This is a genomic window from Caulobacter endophyticus (genome assembly GCF_003116815.1).
Taxonomy (GTDB): Bacteria; Pseudomonadota; Alphaproteobacteria; order Caulobacterales; family Caulobacteraceae; genus Caulobacter; species Caulobacter endophyticus.
Window position 1 is genome coordinate 53,102 of sequence record NZ_QDKQ01000024.1, and the last position, 16,385, is coordinate 69,486.

Consider the following 16,385-nt stretch of genomic DNA (forward strand, 5'->3'; position numbering starts at 1 on the left):
TTCACAGCGGGATGCCATCATCAGGATCCAGGGCCGCAAGCCGAGCAGCAGTCCTGAACCGCCGCGATTGCTCAGTCTGGACGATGTCATCGGCGTCGAGATCGGGATCCAACCCACGCTCAACCTCCTCCGGCGTGGCCACCAGTTCGGTCGGACCATCCAGTTCGGGCTCGAGGCGCAGCCCGCCGTCATCGTCTTCACCGGAGTTGCCTCCACCCTCCCCTGCCGCCGCCTGGACAGACACCCATTCGGATACCTCGGCTGGCAGAAGGATCGCCGGCTTCTCGGGCGACGAGGCCACCCGCGACGCAAGCTCCCGATCGAGATAGAAGCGCGCCTTTTTCGCGCGGATGGGCGCAACACCCGAGACCTGCACCAAGGCCTCGTCGGCCGGCAGCTGCATCACCTCGCCTGGGGTCAGCAGCGGCCTTGCCGTCTCCTGGCGGCTGACCATCAAATGACCGAGCCAGGGCGACAGCCGATGCCCGGCGTAGTTCTTCATCGCCCGCATCTCGGTGGCGGTGCCGAGACTGTCGCTGATCCGGCGCGCGGTGCGCTCGTCGTTGGTCGAGAACGCGACCCGGACGTGGCAGTTATCGAGGATGGAATTATTCTCCCCGTAGGCCTTGGCGATCTGGTTCAGACTCTGGGCGATCAGGAAGGCCTTGATCCGGTACCCGGCCATGAAGGCCATCGCCTGCTCGAAGAAGTCGAGCCGGCCAAGCGCCGGAAACTCGTCGAGCATCAGCAAAAGCCGCGGCCGTTGACGCGCCGACTCCAAGCCCTCTGTCAGGCGTCGACCAATCTGGTTCAATATCAAGCGGATCAGCGGCCGGGTGCGGCTGATGTCGGATGGCGGCACGACCAGGTAGAGGGTTACGGGACGTCCCGGGGTGACGAGGTCGTCGATCCGCCAATCGCATCGCGACGTAACGGCCGAGGCGATCGGGTCGCGGTAGAGTCCCAGGAAACTCATGGCGGTCGACAGCACGCCCGACCTCTCGTTCTCGCTCTTATTCAGTAGCTCCCTTGCCGCGCTGGCCACGACAGGGTGGACCCGGTCGCCCAGGTGTAGGGTCGCCATCATCGCCCGCAGCGTCGCCTCGATCGTCCGGCGGGGATCGGCCAGGAAGTTGGCCACGCCGGCGAGCGTCTTGTCCGGCTCGGCGTAGAGGACGTGGAGGATCGCCCCGACCAGAAGGCTGTGGCTGGTCTTATCCCAGTGCGACCGCCGCTCGAGCGCGCCGTCTGGATCTACAAGAATGTCGGCGATGTTCTGAACGTCCCTCACCTCTGAGGGACCGCGCCGCACTTCCAAGAGGGGATTGTAGGCGCTGGAATTGGGATTGGTCGGGTCGAACAGAAGGACCGGACCAATGCGCGCCCGGCAGGCGGCTGTCAGTTGCCAATTCTCACCCTTGATGTCGTGAACGACCGCCGACCCGGCCCAGGTCAGCAGGGTCGGCACCACGAGTCCCACGCCCTTCCCCGATCGCGTCGGGGCAAAGCACAGGACGTGCTCTGGCCCGTCGTGGCGAAGGTAGTGCTGGTCCATACGGCCGAGGACGACGCCGTCGGGGCCGAGCAAGCCAGCCGCCCTCGCCTCAGCTTCCGTCGCCCAGCGCGCCGACCCGTAAGTGGTCACTTTCTTGGCTTCGCGCGCGCGCCAAATCGACATGCCGATGGCGACGAAGACGGCGATCAGCGCGCCGCCAGCCGCCATGAACGCGCCGCGCGCGAACACATCCGGCGCGTAGGCGTCGTAGATGAACCACCAAACGAAGAAGGCCGGCGGTGGGTAGATCGGCCACGGGCCGAGATGAAACCAGGGTGGTCCAAGCTGCGGCTGAAACCCTAGCCGCCACGCTGTCCACTCAGTCGCTAGCCAAACGCCAGCCAAGGTCAACAGGGCGACGGTCAGGATCTGGCCCCAGAGGATCTTCGTTCCACTCATGGAGGGGACTCATTTTCAAAGCCCTCTCCCCCGCTTTCGTCCGAGCGCCCAATCGACCCCTCCTCCCGGGGTCATCGTGCCCTTGACCTCCTGCCCGAGGCGGTCATCCAAGGCCTTGGTCCAGGGCACCAATTGGAACCCCAGACCGTCGTCGATCATCGCGAACCGGCCGGAGGCCAGGTCCACCCGCCGCTGGTAAACGCCCTGCACCAAGTCACCGGGCCTGGCCGCGCCCGAAGCGGTCTGTCCACTCGCAGCAATGTTTTCGGAGACCCGTGCCAGCTCTTCGGCCTTGAGCGAGGCAAGCAGACCAGGGCGCAAACGTCCGGCGTGATCCGCAAATCCTAGGCGCTGCAGGTACGTACGACGCGCTTCCAGGGTGACACGGACCTCCTGTCCGAAGCCGTGGCTGGCGAGCGCGGCGGGATCTTTGATGACGAGTTGGCGGTCCAACCAGGTCGCGCCAGACGCGGTCACCTGTCGCTCGATGCTCAGGTCGGCGCGATGCACCAATTCCACGCCGCGCCGGCCATCATCCGCCGTCCAGGCTCTGACCTCGACGAGGCCGCCTATCGGGGTGTCGCCCGCCGCCCCAAGGTGAGGAACCCGGACATGATGAAGCCGTCCATCGACGCCGTCGACCACGACATAGGCTTGGCCATTCAGCTCGTCATGGAGGCCTCGGTCCGCCAGTCGCCCAAGGAGCGGCGCCTCCAGGGCTTCGCCATGAATCCGTAGATCGGCTGAGTCCCGTTCACCGCGCTGTGCGCGATGCAGGGTCTTGATGATGTCGCCGCGCTCGCCCAGCGCCCGCAGGCGGGCCTCAAGGTCCCCGTCGAGTCGCCACTGCCCCTCGCCGCCCTCCGCGAGCCCGAGCTTCTGGAGGAACTGCGCTCGTCCGATCAGACGCGGCGGAACCTGATGTTCCTCTTGAGACGCAGGTCGTAGATCGACCAGGCCATCGGGGCTCATGCGCTCGCGAAGCTTGCGGTCCAGGCTCGTCCACCGCTCGGCCTCTACCTCTCGGTCCAGGCTGGCGGCCAGCTCCTCTGGGGTTCGGGGCCCTAACTCCATCGACACCAACGCTTCGGCACGCTGGCGCATGCCTTGGGCGATGTAGTCGCGGTCGATGATCAGATCCTGCCCGCGCTCATCGACGCCGCGCACGAGAATATGAACGTGCGGGTGTTCGGTGTTCCAGTGATCGACCGCCACCCAATCGAGGCGCGTGCCAAGATCCCTTTCGGCCTGGGCCATCAATTCGCGCGTCGTGGCTTGAAGGTGCTCAAGGGAGGCCGCGTCCTCTGGCGACACGATGAAGCGGAAATGATGCCGGTCGTCGCCGCAGCGGTCGGCAAATGCGGCATGGTCGGCCGGGCCGTCACGATCGAACATCTCGGCCGGCGAGCCGTCCTTGGTGACGCCGTCGCGCCGCAAGTACCGAATGTGATCGGGCAGCGGCGCAGCGCGGTACCTCGCGCCGGAATGACGGACGATCCTGGCCTTGATGATCACGCGGCGGCCAGCCGATCGCGCGCGCATCCCAGCGTCTCGGCCGCGACCCGATCTGCGAACGCGGCTTCGCCTGTTCAGGTCGACGGCGCCGAGCCCGCTCTTCCGAGCGCCCACTAGAACCTCTCGAACGAAGCTTCGGCCCCTGGCGCCATTGCTGGCGCCGCGATCGCCGATGCGTCCGAGCCGCAGGAAAAATTCCTGGTCGTCAGACATGGACGGCTTTCCGGCGATCGGTCCCGGACAACCCCATGATAAGCTTCAAGAAGTTCGAAAATCCGGGACCTTGACGATGTCGCAGGTCCCGGAGAATCACCAACAGAAGCAAGGACATGGGCCTAAAAGGTCCCGGTCCTTTTATCTCGCCATCTCCCCCGAGCAGGGTTTTGGCGAGACCTCCTGCCTTACGCCTTCCAATTCCCAGGTCTTTAGACTGAAGCCGCATCACGGCCGCCCAGCTCGATCTGTGGAGGCGAACAGCCGCTTCTCCTCCACCGCGTCGCCTTCTCGATGAGTTTTGACGAACAGGTCAGCGCCGCGCCAGTCGACGGAAGGGGCGGTCTCAATGGCGATTGGTTCTCGCGCCGCAGCCGCGATCAAGCGCTCGACTTTGGCGGTGTAATGGATGGTTTCGGTTGGCAGGTTGCGGCGACCCGCGAGCGCTTCAGCATATCGCCCTGGTCCCGCGTTGTAGGCGGCCAGAAAGCCGCTTCGTCCGAACCGATCGTACAGCGCGCGCAGATATGCCGATCCGGCAAGCACGTTGGCGCGCCGATTGAGCGGGTCTGTGCCGAGCCGATGTTCCGCAGTCAATGCGCGCCAGGTCGTTGGCATCAGTTGCATGAGCCCGACCGCGCCCTTCGCGGAAACCGCGTTTGCATCACCTCCGCTTTCAGCGCGGATCACGGCGTGGATCCAGATGGACGGAAGCGAAAAACGAGCCGCAGCCTCGTCGACAATCTCCGCTATTCCAGCAGACTCCGCGTAGGCAGACGATACAGGAACTGTGACGACAAGGCACAGGAGCAGCACACCGCCACTCCAAGTTCGAAGAGAGAGGGCTGTGGGCTTGAGGCGACGCCCGCCTTTCGCAAGCGTGCGACCGTGCTCTCCGCCGTCAAGGGAAGCGCGCCACGCGCGCCGGCCCGTCGGCCGCCCCTGACCGCGGCTGTGCGCGGCCGCTGTCTGGATCTCGGCCGGGACGAGGAAAGGACCGCAGTAGTGGCCGAACAAGGAAAGGTATGAGGGCGTCGACATATCAGCGCCCCCACGTCCAGACCGGCGTGAGCCGACCCTCAACGTCGCGTCGTTGAAGCGGACCGAAATACCTGCCGTCTAGGCTCCGCGGCGCTGTGTTGAGGAGGAAAACCTCGTCGGCCGACAGGCGACGGCAGATCGAGGCTTCTGAGAGGAACCGGCCGACGCGGTCGTGGGTGAGGACGTCACCGATCTGCACGCCATCGATGTAGACGACGCGGTTTCGGATGCAGACGAACTGCCCCTCCTCCGCAGCCACATGCTTTATCAGCGGCACGTTGATTGGCAGGTATCGGCGCACGGCTAGCCATCGCGCGAGGTGCGGTGGCGGTCGGACCAGAGCGAGTTCGCCAACGCCCGGTTCTGCGTTATCCCGCCAGTAGAAGCCGAGCGGCGCACTGGCGGTGGCGTTGAAGATCAATCGTGCGTCTGGCCTGATCACTACCGGGCTCAGGAGGACGATGCAGCCGAAAACGAGGCCGGCTAGAAACTTGGCGCGGCCGGTCATCGCGCGAGTTTCCGGCGCAGTAGCCAGGCGCGATGACGCCGTCGGTCGTATTGCCGAGGCGCCAACCCGACGCTGATCCGCGCACCGACATGACGCCAGTAGTCCGGCGCCACGGACGTTGCGGCCAAGCCCGTCGCCTCGATCCCATCGATGACGTCAAGGACCGCTTGGACTTTCGCCCACCCGCTAAGGTTCAGAAGAATCTCCGCGCCAGGAGCGACAAACGGATAGGTCGTGAACGCTTCGCCGGTCGAGACGGCGCGCAACACGGCGAGACGTGACTCCACCGTTCCATAAACACCGCTGCGCCAGCGGACGAAGGCGAAGATCGCACCGGGCGCGAACTCGACGATGCGCTGACGGCGATCCACGATCCGCTCGGACACGCTCGTTCCGAACCTGATCCAGCGCTCGATTTGCCCCTCAAGCCACAGAAGATCCACCTGGACGCTCATTGCTCGGCGCTTTCTGGCTGGACGAGCGGGGATGCGAAGGATGGCGAGCTTGCGGCGTGCCGCTTCGCGGGCGGCACGATTTGCGCGTGGGGATCGCTCGTCGACGTGCGCATGCCGCGATCCGACCAAGCCTGCAGGTCATCTAGCGTGTAGACGACACGGCCGCCGATCTTGCGGTAAGTGGGGCCGGTTCCGTACGACCGGTGCTTCTCGAGCGTCCTGTCTGACAAGCCCAGAAACCGGGCGGCCTCGGGCGTTCTCAAATGTCGCGGGGGGCTTGGTGTGCTGTTGATCGTCATCGCGTACCCTTGGCGACGCTCGGATACGGTCGGCGTCGTTCGGATAGGCTGACGGGATCGATCGCCCTTGGGGGATGACGAAGACGGCCACCCCGATCTACGTCACCCCTCACAGCCCGCCGCGAAGAAGCTTGAGGTAGCCCCCTTCCATCAGCCCCCTACCCGCTTGGACGAGACGGATCGTCATCGCCCGCAGACTTGCGGTGCGCCAGGACTCCTCACGGACGGCATTTTCGCCAAACAGCGCGTTTGCGATGCTGCGGTAGCTATCGCCGCGAAGCCGTGCATCGAGCGCGAAGAGGCTTTTCGCCAGACGCGTACGCTGGGCATTGGTGAGCCTGGATTTAAGCGGTGGACGTCCGCGCGCGGCGCGGTCCAAGGCCTCGGCCGCTTTTACACGGAGGCCAAAATGAGGGTCGTACGCGAGCATGACGACCATTGGCCCGCTGGCGTCGGACAACCCCTGCAAGAGAAGTTGGAGCCCGGCGGGCAAACGAATGTGCAGCCCGTCCTCGGCGGCGCGCGCGCAGCCCTCCGGCAAACGATGTACGATGCCGCTGTCGCCAAAGCCGTCTGCTGCGAGCGGAAGGACTATCCCCGGCGCCACGTCCTGCCGCCAGAAGACATCGCTGACGCGCGCCAAGTCCGGATCGGCTGCGAAGCGTAGGCCCCAGCGCATATCCACCGTTGGCGAACCGCGGGCAACACTGCCCGCGAAATCGTTTCTATATCCGGGGTTGCGCCGCAGGAATTCCCAGGCAAATCCGGGCACGTCGAGCGGCAGGTAGGTGCGCCAGCCGCCGTCGGCGCCACCGCCGGGCGGACGTCCCCATCCCGAGGGAGATGCGAGCGCGGCCATTGAAGGATTGCGCCAGAAGCGTCACTGACGCGCACAGCTTGGCCTAAAGATTTGGGAGAATGTTGCTCTTGAGGCGCACGAGTTGCGGGCTTACCCGCAGTGATCCGCACTACGCGTGCAAATTTGCTGCGGCTGATGTTCTAAAGAGCTGCGCCACTTTGCATTAAGACGAGCGACGAAGTTTCAGCGCCGCTGAAATCATCTCGTCAATAAACGCCAGGTCATCAGGCCCAAGCGTCGAGAGCCGCTGGACAATGCTAACGAGCGGATCATCCCGCCCAGCTTGCGCAGCGTAGTCACCTATGCCGAATAGCTCCCGCACATCGACCTTTAGCGCCGACGCGAAGATCGCCAGCGCCTCGAACATGGGCGAGGACTCGCCGCGCTCGATTCGACCAATAGTGACTGCGGTACGATCGACCAAATCTCCCAAGTCTTGCTGGGACATGCCGAGGCGTTCGCGATGGTGGCGAACGAGCGAGCCGAACTGTTCTTCCAAACTCGCCATCGCCCGAGGCACCCGACAAACCAGTTGGAAATGGTCGGACACCGGCCGGCTCGCACACAGATCGTCGGGCGTATGTTTTTCGCGAAAACATACTTCCAATGTTTCTTCGTTCGTAGGATTCTGTGGGTCATTCTCTGGTTGGAACTCCCCCGTGGATGGCTCGCTCCCCCCCACGCCGAGTTTGGCGGAAGTCAACGCGGCGCTAGAACGACTCTGCCGACGTCACGATCGCTGGCTGCGGGATCGGCTGCGCAAGCGCTACGGCGCGGTGCTCGCCGACGACCTGGCGCAGGACACCTACCTGCGCGCGGCCCCATACGAGGTCGCTGGCCAGATCCGCCACCCCAAGGCGTTTCTTATGGAGATCGCCGACAATCTGGCCAGAGACTGGTTTCGGAACCGCCGCCGCGAAGCCGGACCCGAGGAGTCGGCGCGTGAGATCGAGAGCGCCGCCGAAGCCGCGCAGCAGGAAGCTGAGACCAATCTTCGTCGAATCGTGCTGGCCCTGCCGGATAAGTTGCGCGATGTTTTCATCCTGACCCACATCGAGGGCTTGTCCTATGCCGATGTCGCGAAGCTCAGGAAGATCCCGGTGACAACCGTCCATCACCGCATGCGCGAAGCCCTGGCCTTGACGCGTAAGGCGTTGAGGGAGACGCAAGCGTCGTCATGACCGAACATCATCCGGACACGGAGCGGCGCGAGCTTGAAGCGGCCGACTGGTTCGCACGGTTGAGCCGCACTCCGATCGAGACCGAGGAGCTGACAAGGTTCCAGCGCTGGAGCCGGGATCCTGACAATCTCGCCGCTTACAATGATATCGAGGACATCAGCCGCGCCGTCCGTGGATTGCGAGACGATCCGGTTATGCGCGCTGCGGCGCACCACGCCTTGGCGCAGCCGCCCGAGCGCGCCAGACGAAACTTCCGCGGCGCATGGTGGGCTTGGGGCGCGGGTCTGGCGTTCGCCGCCGTGGTCTCCGGCGCTGTTCTAGTGCTGCGGCCCGGCGTGTCCGACACCTACAGCACCCGGGTCGGCGAAATCTCCAGCCTGCGGCTGGACGACGGCTCCCAAGTGCGCCTCAACACCGATAGCACGCTGAGGGTGCGCTTCACAAACGGTCAGCGCCGCGTCGAGCTGCTGCGTGGCGAGGCCTATTTCGAGGTCGCCCATGATACGGCGCGTCCGTTCGTGGTCGCCGCCGGCTCGGCGCAGGTCCGCGCCATCGGTACGGCGTTCGATGTCCGAAGAGCCGGCGACAAGGTGCGCATCGTGCTGGCCGAAGGGCGCGTCAGGGTCACGGATCGAACCACGTCTCGCAAGGACGGCTGGGCGCTCAATCCGGGCCAGGGCCTTGTGCTCTCGAAGGCCGCAGGAGCGCCCGAGCCAACGACGGTCGATGTGGCGGCGGCGACGAGCTGGCGCACCGGCACCCTCACCTTCCACAACGTCACGCTGGCTGCGGTTGTCGACGAGCTCAATCGCTACAGCAACACCAAGATCGTCTTGGAGGCCTCAGCGCCGCGCGAACTGGTGGTCAGCGGCGCCTTCCAGGCCGGCGACACCGCAGAGTTCACCTCAGCTGCATCGCTGCTCTACGGCCTGACGGCGCGCAAGCTTCCAGGAGGCGAGGTCGCCCTCAGCGCACCGGCTGCGCCTGGGCCGCGCACATGACGTCATAATTTTTTCACGAGCCAACTACCCGAGCCCCCCGCGTGGCGCGTCCCCCTCTCACCGCTGACGGCAAGAGCGCCTCGCAAAGACGGCGCCCGCCAGCCTGGGGGATGGGAATGGGACAGTTCCAGGGTTTGCTGCTGAGCAGCGCGGCGTTGACGCTGGTGATGGCGCCGCCGGCGTGTGCGGCGGACATCAACGCCCCGGTGAGCGTGAAGATCCAAGCCGGTCCGCTCGACGCTGCGATCCTCAGCCTGGCCAGCCAAGCCCAGGTGCGGATCCTGTTCTCGGGCGAGGTGGTCGCTGGCAAGCGCGCTGCGGCGTTGGAGGGGCGGTTGAGCGCGCGCCAGGCGCTGGAGCAGATGCTGGCCGGCACCGGCATCACGGTCGCGACCGCGCGCCCGGGCGTCCTGGTCTTGAAGATCGCACGCCAGCCCGTGTCGATCCGTCAGCTGCCCCTCGATGAGCGGGCCGCGGCGACGCCGGTGATGGCAGCCGCCGCGTCGCGCCCCATCTCGGCCCCAGCTCAGGCCGACGAGGCCGTGACGGAACTGTCGGAAATTGTCGTCGGCACCCATATCCGCGGCGTGAAGGACGGCCCCTCGCCGGTCGTCACGCTCGACCGAAGCGAAATCGACAGGGGCGGCTACGCCACCGTCGCCGATGCGGTGAGCGCCCTGCCGCAAGCTTTTGGCGGTACGACGAGCGACGACGCCAGCACCACGGGATCGGACCCAACCACGACAAACGCCAACCGCGCGACGGGCGCCAATCTGCGCGGGCTGGGGGCCGACGCCACCCTCGTCCTGATCAACGGTCGGCGCATGGCCGGCGCGGGTTTGATGGGCGATTTCGCCGACATGTCGTCGATCCCGCTGGCCGCGGTCGCGCGGGTCGAGGTCCTGCTGGACGGCGCTTCGGCGCTCTATGGCTCCGACGCGGTCGGCGGCGTGATCAATGTCGTGATGCGCGAGCGCTACGAGGGTCTGGAGGCCCGCGCACGGATCGGCGGCTCGACGCGCGGGGATCTTGGCCAGAGGCAGCTTGCCCTCACCGCCGGGCGCGGCTGGGACGGGGGTTCGCTTCTGCTCAGCGGGGAATATCAGCGTCGAAACGGCCTGATGGCTGTGCGCCGTGACTATGCCGGCGACGCGGACTTGCGCCGCTTCGACGGCACGGATCATCGGCTTTACTACAGCCAGCCGGCCACTGTTCTGGGCATCGATCCAGTGACCTTCTCGCTCGTGCCGATCTACGCCGTACCGTCGGGACAGGACGGCACGAGCCTCAAGCCGGCCGACTTCCTGGCCGGGCAGCGCAACCTGGCCAATTGGCGTCAGACCATGAGCCTTCTGCCCACCCAGGAGCGCGGCAGCGTCTATATCGCGGCCAGCCAGGACGTCGGGTCGCGGGTGACGCTGTCGGCGGACGCCCGCTACAGCGACCGCCGCTACACCGACTACGCGGTCGCGCCGCAGACCACGATGGTGGTCGGCCGCAACAATCCCTACTTCGTCTCGCCCAATGGCGCGGCGACCCACTATCTCGCTTACTCGTTCCTGAACGAGACCGCGGGCCTGAAGAGCGCCGGCGAGGTGCAGAGTCGCGGCCTGTCGCTCTCGGCCAAGGTGCGCCTGCCGGGGGATTGGCGGCTGGAAGCCTATGTGCTGCACGCCGAGGAGATCGGCGCCAGCCGCTACACGACCATGCTCAACTCGGCGTTTCTCAGCGAAGCGCTGGGCAATACGCCGGACAATCCCGCGACCGCGTACAGCGCCGCCCGCGACGGATACTTCAACCCGTTCATCGGCGCGGGCCGCAACAAGCAGGCGATCCTCGACTTCGTGACATCCGGCTGGGAAACGCGCCGCACAATCGGCCGCCTCGACACGGCGAGCGTGATGGCTGACGGCGCTCTCTTCCGCCTACCGGCGGGCGCGGTGCGCCTGGCGGTCGGCGCGCAACTTCGCGAGGAACACCTCAAGACCATCGGCCTGTCGGCGACGGCCGGGGTCACGCCCGTCGCCAACTTCTCGCGCTTCGGCGACCGACGGGTCAGCGCAATCTTCGCCGAGGCGCGCGCGCCGCTGTTTGGTCCGGACAACCGCCGGACCGGACTGGAACGCCTGGATCTGTCGATCGCGGTGCGCCGCGAACACTATGAGGGCGGCGCCACCAGCACCGTGCCCAAGCTTGGCCTGGTCTGGTCGCCCGTCTCCGACTGGAATCTCAAGGCGACCTATGGCGAGTCCTTCCGCGCGCCGTCCCTTGGCGAGCTGACCGACGCCCAGCGCGTCACGCCGGTCAATATCGCCGTCGGGTCTGGCACGGTCCTCACCCTGCTCCGCTACGGCGGCAATCCCGACCTGCAGCCCGAAACCGCCAAGTCCTGGACCACCGGCCTGGAATACGCGCCGCAAGCTCATCCGGAAATCCGCCTGAACGCGACGCTGTGGGACACCCGCTTTCAGGGCCGGATCGGCCAGCCGGCGATCAACAACCTCTCCACGGTGCTGACGGCCCCCGATCTGGCCCCGTTCCGCCAGTTCATCAGCCCCACGACCAACACGGCGGACCTGGCGCTCGTCAAAGACCTCCTGAAGCAGGCCTCCTCGTCGGTGGCGGGCCTCTATGCGCCAGAAGCCTATCTGGCGATCGCCGACGCCCGCTACGTCAACACCGGCGACTTCAAGGTTCGGGGCCTCGACCTGACGGGGACGTACGGCTTGAGCGTCGGCGGCAATCCCATAGTCGTCACCGGCAACCTCTCGTGGCTGCTCTCCTACAAGCGCAAGATCACCGCCGCGGCGCAGGGCGTCGAACTGGCGGGTACGGCCGAATACCCCGCCGACCTGCGCGCCAGAGTGTCCGCGACCTGGTCCCGAGGCCCCTACAGCGTCACCGGGACTTTGAACCACGTCGGCGATCTCCAGACCGTCGCGGGTTCGCGCATCCAGGCTCAAACGACGGCGGACCTGCAGGCTCAGTTCACGGCGCGGGACGGGCGCGGTCCGCTCAAGGGCCTGGTGGTCGCCGTGACGGTTCAGAACCTCTTCGACAAGGACCCGCCCTTCTATGATGCGCCGGTTGGGGTCGGCTATGACCCGGCCAACTACGATCCGGCCGGTCGCGTCGTGGCCCTGCAGCTGACCAAGGCCTGGTAGGCCCCTCCTCCCTCCCAGAATCTCAGGAAACCCGTGATGCGAACCTTCGCAGCGCTTGCGCTCGCCTGCGCCCTGGGCGTCTCGCCCGCCCGCGCAGAGCGCCCCTACACCGTCGAAGACCTGCTCTCGCTCGAAGGGCTCGGCCGCGCCGCCTTCTCGCCCGACGGGCGTTGGCTGGTCCTCGAGCGGCAGGGCCCCTTCAAGGACGCTCCAAACTTCGACCACGAGTGGCTGCACAGCCAGGCGATCAGCCGCCTGCTGGTCGTCGACGTGGCGTCCGGCGGACCCGCGCGCGCCCTCCTTCCCCCAGATCCAGGGGCCGGAGACACGTTCGGCGCGTTTTCGCCCGACGGCGCCCGCCTGCTGGTGTTTCGGCTAAAGGATCGCCGCCGCGAAATGGGCGTCGTCACTCTGGCCACGGGCGAGACGCGGTGGTCGGGGCTGACCGTCGAGGCCGAGGTCTGGAACGCCTTCGCCCGTTGGCGCGACGACCGCGAGGTCATCGTGGTCGACAAGCCGCCGGAGATCGCCTCGCTGCTGCTGGGCGCGGGATGGCAGACCCAGGCGCGGCTGACGGCGGCCTGGGCCGACCAGCGTCGGGGTCTCTACTCGGGCGTCGTGATCGGCAGCGGTCGCTACCGCGACCTGACGCCGGCTGCGCCGCCGCTGTCGCTCGTCGCCTTCGACGCGAGAACCGGCGCGGTAAGGCCACTGGCCAAGGGCGCCTATGTCGACATGCTGCTCTCGCCCGACGGCGCCTACGCGGCGATGATCGAGGAGGACGGCCTGATCCAGCCCGACGCCAGCGTGCCCAAGGCCCTGGGCGGTGAACTGGCGCGCTGGCGGCGCCTTAGTCTCGTCGACCTGCGAACGGGCCGGCGAACCGCGCCCTGCCCGCGCTGCGACCTGATGCGTAGGACGTGGTCCTGGTCAGCGGACGGAAAAGCGCTGGTGGCGGCCGCGCGCGAGAGCGACACCTACGGCAAGCCCTACGGCTATTGGCGGTTCTCGCCCGACGGCCAGGCTCGCGCCCTGGCTCCCGAGCTGAGCGTCGACACGGGCTGGCGCGAACTCATGGTCCAGCCTCAGGGCCAGGGCTTATGGATCGGCGGACAGCCGGCGGGCCTGGCGCGACGCGTGGGCGAGGCTCGCGCCAACTGGTGGAGCCTTGGAGAAACACCGCGCAATCTCACGGCCACGATCGGCAAGCCGCTCGGTCTGGCCTTGGCCGCCGATGGCAAGACGGCCCTAATCCGCACCATCGACGGGGTGTTTCGGCTCGACGGCCAAAGCGCGCCGGTGCGCGTCGCCGACCCGAGCGCCCAGCTCACCCCCGGCCAGTTGCAGCCCGGCGACCGCCCCTCGGTGCTGCTCGACCAGGCTGGCGCCGAGACACGCTGGCTGACCCCGGCCGGCGCCGGTGGCCGGCTGGCGGCCACCGATCCGGCGCTTCGGATCCTGGCGTTCTCGCCACGGACCGCCGCCGTCGCAGCCGCGTGGAAGAATCGGCATGGCGTCACACGCGTCACCCTGCTGCGCCCAGGGCGCGAGCCGGCTCTGGTGACCACGGTCAACCAAGCGCTGGAAGACGTCCAGTTCGCCGAGCCGATTGCCGTCCCCCACAAGGGCATCCACGGCGAGCCCCTGACCTCATGGCTCTATCTGCCGGCGGGCCACAAGGCTTCGGACCAGCGGGGCGTCGTGATCATCCCCTACCCCGGCGCACGCTATGACGTCGCGCCGGCCAGCTACGCTCCGGGCTCGCCGGAACTCTACACCAGCGTTCAGCTGCTCGTCGCCAAGGGCTATGCGGTCCTGGCGCCCAGCCTGCCGCTCGCACAGGACGAACCGCCGGCGCCGCGTCTGGCCGAGGCGATCCTTCTGGCCGTGGACGCCGCGCGCAACCAGCAAGCGGGCTTGTCGGCGACCAAGCTGGCCCTGTGGGGACAAAGCTACGGCGGCACGGGGACCCTGCTGGCCGGGTCTGAGTCGCCTCGCTTCAAGGGCTTGATCGCCTCGGCCCCGATCACCGATCTTGGCTGGATCCACGACACGCTGCGTCCCGGCGTCTTGGCGGCCCCGGAGGTCTACACGACCCTGGGCGGCTTTGCGGCCTATACCGAATCCGGCCAAGGGCGCATGGGCGCCAAACCCGAGGACGCCCCGGAACTCTACCGCGCCAACAGTCCCCGCTTTCAGGCCGGGAAGATCAACGCGCCGGTGCTGATGCTGTTCGGGGACAATGATTTTGGCGTGATGCAGGCGCTGGGCATGTTCTCGGCGCTGGCCCGCGAGGGCAAGGACGTCCAGCTGGTCGTCTATCGCGGTGAGCAGCATGCCCCCATCAGCCCCGGAAACATCCGCGACACCTATCGCCGGGCCTTCGCCTTCCTGGAGGAGGTCTTCGGCGGGCCGGAACCCGTCAGCGCCGCTCCCTCTGCGCCCTGACGGCTGGCCGCCGCGATCCTCCCCTCCCAGTGGCCGATCCAGGCTTCAAGGGTCGCGGCGGCCAAGATCTCCACACTCGCGTCCTTCCACACCATGGCCTCAACGCTTAGCGCCGCGTCCAGGCGCGCAACGTCGATCAATCCTTCAGCCGCCAAGCGTCCCTCAAGGAGGAAAGGCCTCAGGAATTCCAGGCTGGCGGCCAGGCTGCGTCCTAGGAACACACTGATGTCGCCCTTGGATCGCCGCTCGACGATCGAGGGCGGCAGGCGGTCGCCAAAGGCTTCGCGGGCGTAGCTGCGCTCGGTCTCTCCGGCGCTCAGCACGGTGGCGGGTATGGCTAAACACAGTTCGATCACGGGCTGGCTGAGCAGCGGATGGGCCAGGCGCGCGCGTTCGGCCCGCCGCGTCGCCCCATTCAAGGTGAGGCTCATCACCAGGCCGGAGATCTGCGCCTGCTTGCCCGCTGCGCCGGCCGCGCCTTCGACGACCCATGGATGCTTCCTCGACGGCGATCCGCGTTTGATGATCCCAGACGTCGAAGCCTGGGCTTCTGGCGAGAAAGCGCCCGGCCGGCCTCGCAGCGCCTCAAGGCCGAGACTCCACACCGACCGCCGGGTGCGCCGCGCCACCTCGGCCAAACGATGCAGGCGCGCGCCCTCGCAGGGCGCACCGGCCAGAAGGTCGGCGGCCAGGCTTGCGGCGCCCACCTGCAGGAAAACGACGTCGCCGCCGTGCCCTGTGAACAGCACATCGGCCTGCGTCCGCGCCAGGACATCGCTCAGGCCCTGGTCGTAGCCGGGATCCAGGGCGTTGAAGTTGGGACGCACCGATCCAGCCGACAGCGCGAAGGTCGCAGCGTCGAGGACGAAAGGCGTTCGCCTGACGGTCTCCAAGGGGACGCCAGCGCGGGTGGCGGCGGCCTGCGCATAGGCGCGCTCGTCGGCCTCGGCCTGGTCACGAAAGAAGTTGATGGCCTGATCGGCGGGACGTCCGATGGCGGCCAGACTCGTGGCGACGATCGCCGAGTCCAGGCCGCCGGAGATCTCGCAGACAATCTTTCCAGCGCCGATGGCGAGCGACCCCACCACGCCGTCGACGCAGTCGCGCAGCTCCTGCCGGGTGGCCCAGCGCTTCTGCCCGCGACGGTGCGCGAACCGGACCGGAGACCACAACACCACCTCCTCTCGCCCGCCGGGCCCAAAGCGGCAAGCGCCCGGATCGACAGCGCGGACGCCGTGGAGCGGCAACGCGCCGCCGCAGCGGGCCGGGTCGGCCAGGATGTCGGCGATCCGTTCCCAGTCGAGGGCCAGATCCGGCGGCGCGGCGAGGCCTTCGGGGATCACCGACCCGATCACGGTGACGCCATCGCGGCCCCAGACGAAGGCCTCGATGGCGCCGGTGGGATCGCGCAGGATCGTGGGCGGCTCGCGCCGATCCTGGGCCAAGACGCCGACATAGCCGCCCCAGACCTTCTCAAGGAGCCAGGCGCTCGCGTCTTGCGGATCCTGCGCGATAAGGCCGGCAAGATCGCCTTCGGCCAGAGGCCCCGCGCCAAGGCTTGAGCGTGGATAGGCCTGGCCGAGCAGGACCCCGCCGACGCCCTGCGCCGCCCGAAGCGGCACGAGCGGCGGCGCGGCTCCTTGGGTCAGGACCATCAGGGCGAAGGCTTTCAGCGCCAGGCTCCAGCCCCGCGCCTGAAGGTCGGCGACCATCGCGTCGGCGAGCTGGCCTGGCTGACCGGGCTCAT

Annotated in this window: 13 protein-coding genes; 4 read left to right on the forward strand and 9 right to left on the reverse strand. The window is 67.2% G+C overall.

What is annotated here, in order from left to right:
• Position 1: 1 nt before the first annotated feature.
• The 8 genes from DDF67_RS05175 to DDF67_RS05210 form a co-directional block, all read right to left on the reverse strand.
• Entirely contained in the window at positions 2 to 1,954 is a 1,953-nt protein-coding gene (locus tag DDF67_RS05175) for a conjugal transfer protein TraG (RefSeq protein WP_109099865.1), read from the reverse strand.
• Between the two features lie 15 nt (positions 1,955 to 1,969).
• A complete protein-coding gene (locus tag DDF67_RS05180) occupies positions 1,970 to 3,682 on the reverse strand; it encodes a relaxase/mobilization nuclease domain-containing protein (RefSeq protein ID WP_109099866.1) in 1,713 nt (570 codons plus the stop codon).
• A gap of 228 nt (positions 3,683 to 3,910) precedes the next feature.
• The gene (locus tag DDF67_RS05185; protein WP_233247547.1) at positions 3,911 to 4,498 is read right to left on the reverse strand and encodes a lytic transglycosylase domain-containing protein; all 588 of its coding nucleotides are present in this window, start codon (positions 4,496 to 4,498) and stop codon (positions 3,911 to 3,913) included.
• A 226-nt stretch (positions 4,499 to 4,724) separates the two neighbouring features.
• The gene (locus tag DDF67_RS05190) at positions 4,725 to 5,231 is read right to left on the reverse strand and encodes a S26 family signal peptidase (protein WP_109099868.1); all 507 of its coding nucleotides are present in this window, start codon (positions 5,229 to 5,231) and stop codon (positions 4,725 to 4,727) included.
• Positions 5,228 to 5,686 carry a DUF2840 domain-containing protein gene (locus DDF67_RS05195; RefSeq protein ID WP_109099869.1) on the reverse strand — a complete coding sequence of 153 codons (459 nt, stop codon included), beginning with the start codon at positions 5,684 to 5,686 and terminating at the stop codon, positions 5,228 to 5,230. Before DDF67_RS05195 ends, DDF67_RS05190 begins: the two co-directional genes overlap by 4 nt.
• Positions 5,683 to 5,985 carry a helix-turn-helix transcriptional regulator gene (locus DDF67_RS05200; protein ID WP_109099870.1) on the reverse strand — a complete coding sequence of 101 codons (303 nt, stop codon included), beginning with the start codon at positions 5,983 to 5,985 and terminating at the stop codon, positions 5,683 to 5,685. Before DDF67_RS05200 ends, DDF67_RS05195 begins: the two co-directional genes overlap by 4 nt.
• A gap of 109 nt (positions 5,986 to 6,094) precedes the next feature.
• Complete coding sequence (locus DDF67_RS25950; protein WP_233247548.1) at positions 6,095 to 6,844, reverse strand: DUF2285 domain-containing protein; 750 nt, start codon at positions 6,842 to 6,844, stop codon at positions 6,095 to 6,097.
• A 163-nt stretch (positions 6,845 to 7,007) separates the two neighbouring features.
• Entirely contained in the window at positions 7,008 to 7,394 is a 387-nt protein-coding gene (locus DDF67_RS05210; RefSeq protein ID WP_158277995.1) for a helix-turn-helix domain-containing protein, read from the reverse strand.
• Positions 7,395 to 7,503: 109 nt separating this feature from the next.
• Here DDF67_RS05210 and DDF67_RS05215 point away from each other — a divergent pair, with 109 nt between their 5' ends.
• The 4 genes from DDF67_RS05215 (at position 7,504) to DDF67_RS05230 (ending at position 14,638) form a co-directional block, all read left to right on the forward strand.
• Complete coding sequence (locus DDF67_RS05215) at positions 7,504 to 8,025, forward strand: RNA polymerase sigma factor (protein ID WP_158277996.1); 522 nt, start codon at positions 7,504 to 7,506, stop codon at positions 8,023 to 8,025.
• Positions 8,022 to 9,026, forward strand: a complete 1,005-nt coding sequence (locus tag DDF67_RS05220) for a FecR family protein (RefSeq protein ID WP_109099873.1) — start codon at positions 8,022 to 8,024, stop codon at positions 9,024 to 9,026. Before DDF67_RS05215 ends, DDF67_RS05220 begins: the two co-directional genes overlap by 4 nt.
• 116 nt (positions 9,027 to 9,142) lie before the next feature.
• The gene (locus tag DDF67_RS05225) at positions 9,143 to 12,190 is read left to right on the forward strand and encodes a TonB-dependent receptor (RefSeq protein WP_109099874.1); all 3,048 of its coding nucleotides are present in this window, start codon (positions 9,143 to 9,145) and stop codon (positions 12,188 to 12,190) included.
• 36 nt (positions 12,191 to 12,226) lie between these two features.
• Complete coding sequence (locus DDF67_RS05230; RefSeq protein ID WP_109099875.1) at positions 12,227 to 14,638, forward strand: prolyl oligopeptidase family serine peptidase; 2,412 nt, start codon at positions 12,227 to 12,229, stop codon at positions 14,636 to 14,638.
• Here DDF67_RS05230 and DDF67_RS05235 read toward each other — a convergent pair.
• Positions 14,560 to 16,350, reverse strand: coding sequence for an asparagine synthase-related protein (locus DDF67_RS05235; protein ID WP_158277997.1), 1,791 nt, complete (start codon positions 16,348 to 16,350; stop codon positions 14,560 to 14,562). The two genes, DDF67_RS05230 and DDF67_RS05235, sit on opposite strands and share 79 nt — an antisense overlap.
• Positions 16,351 to 16,385: the final 35 nt, after the last annotated feature.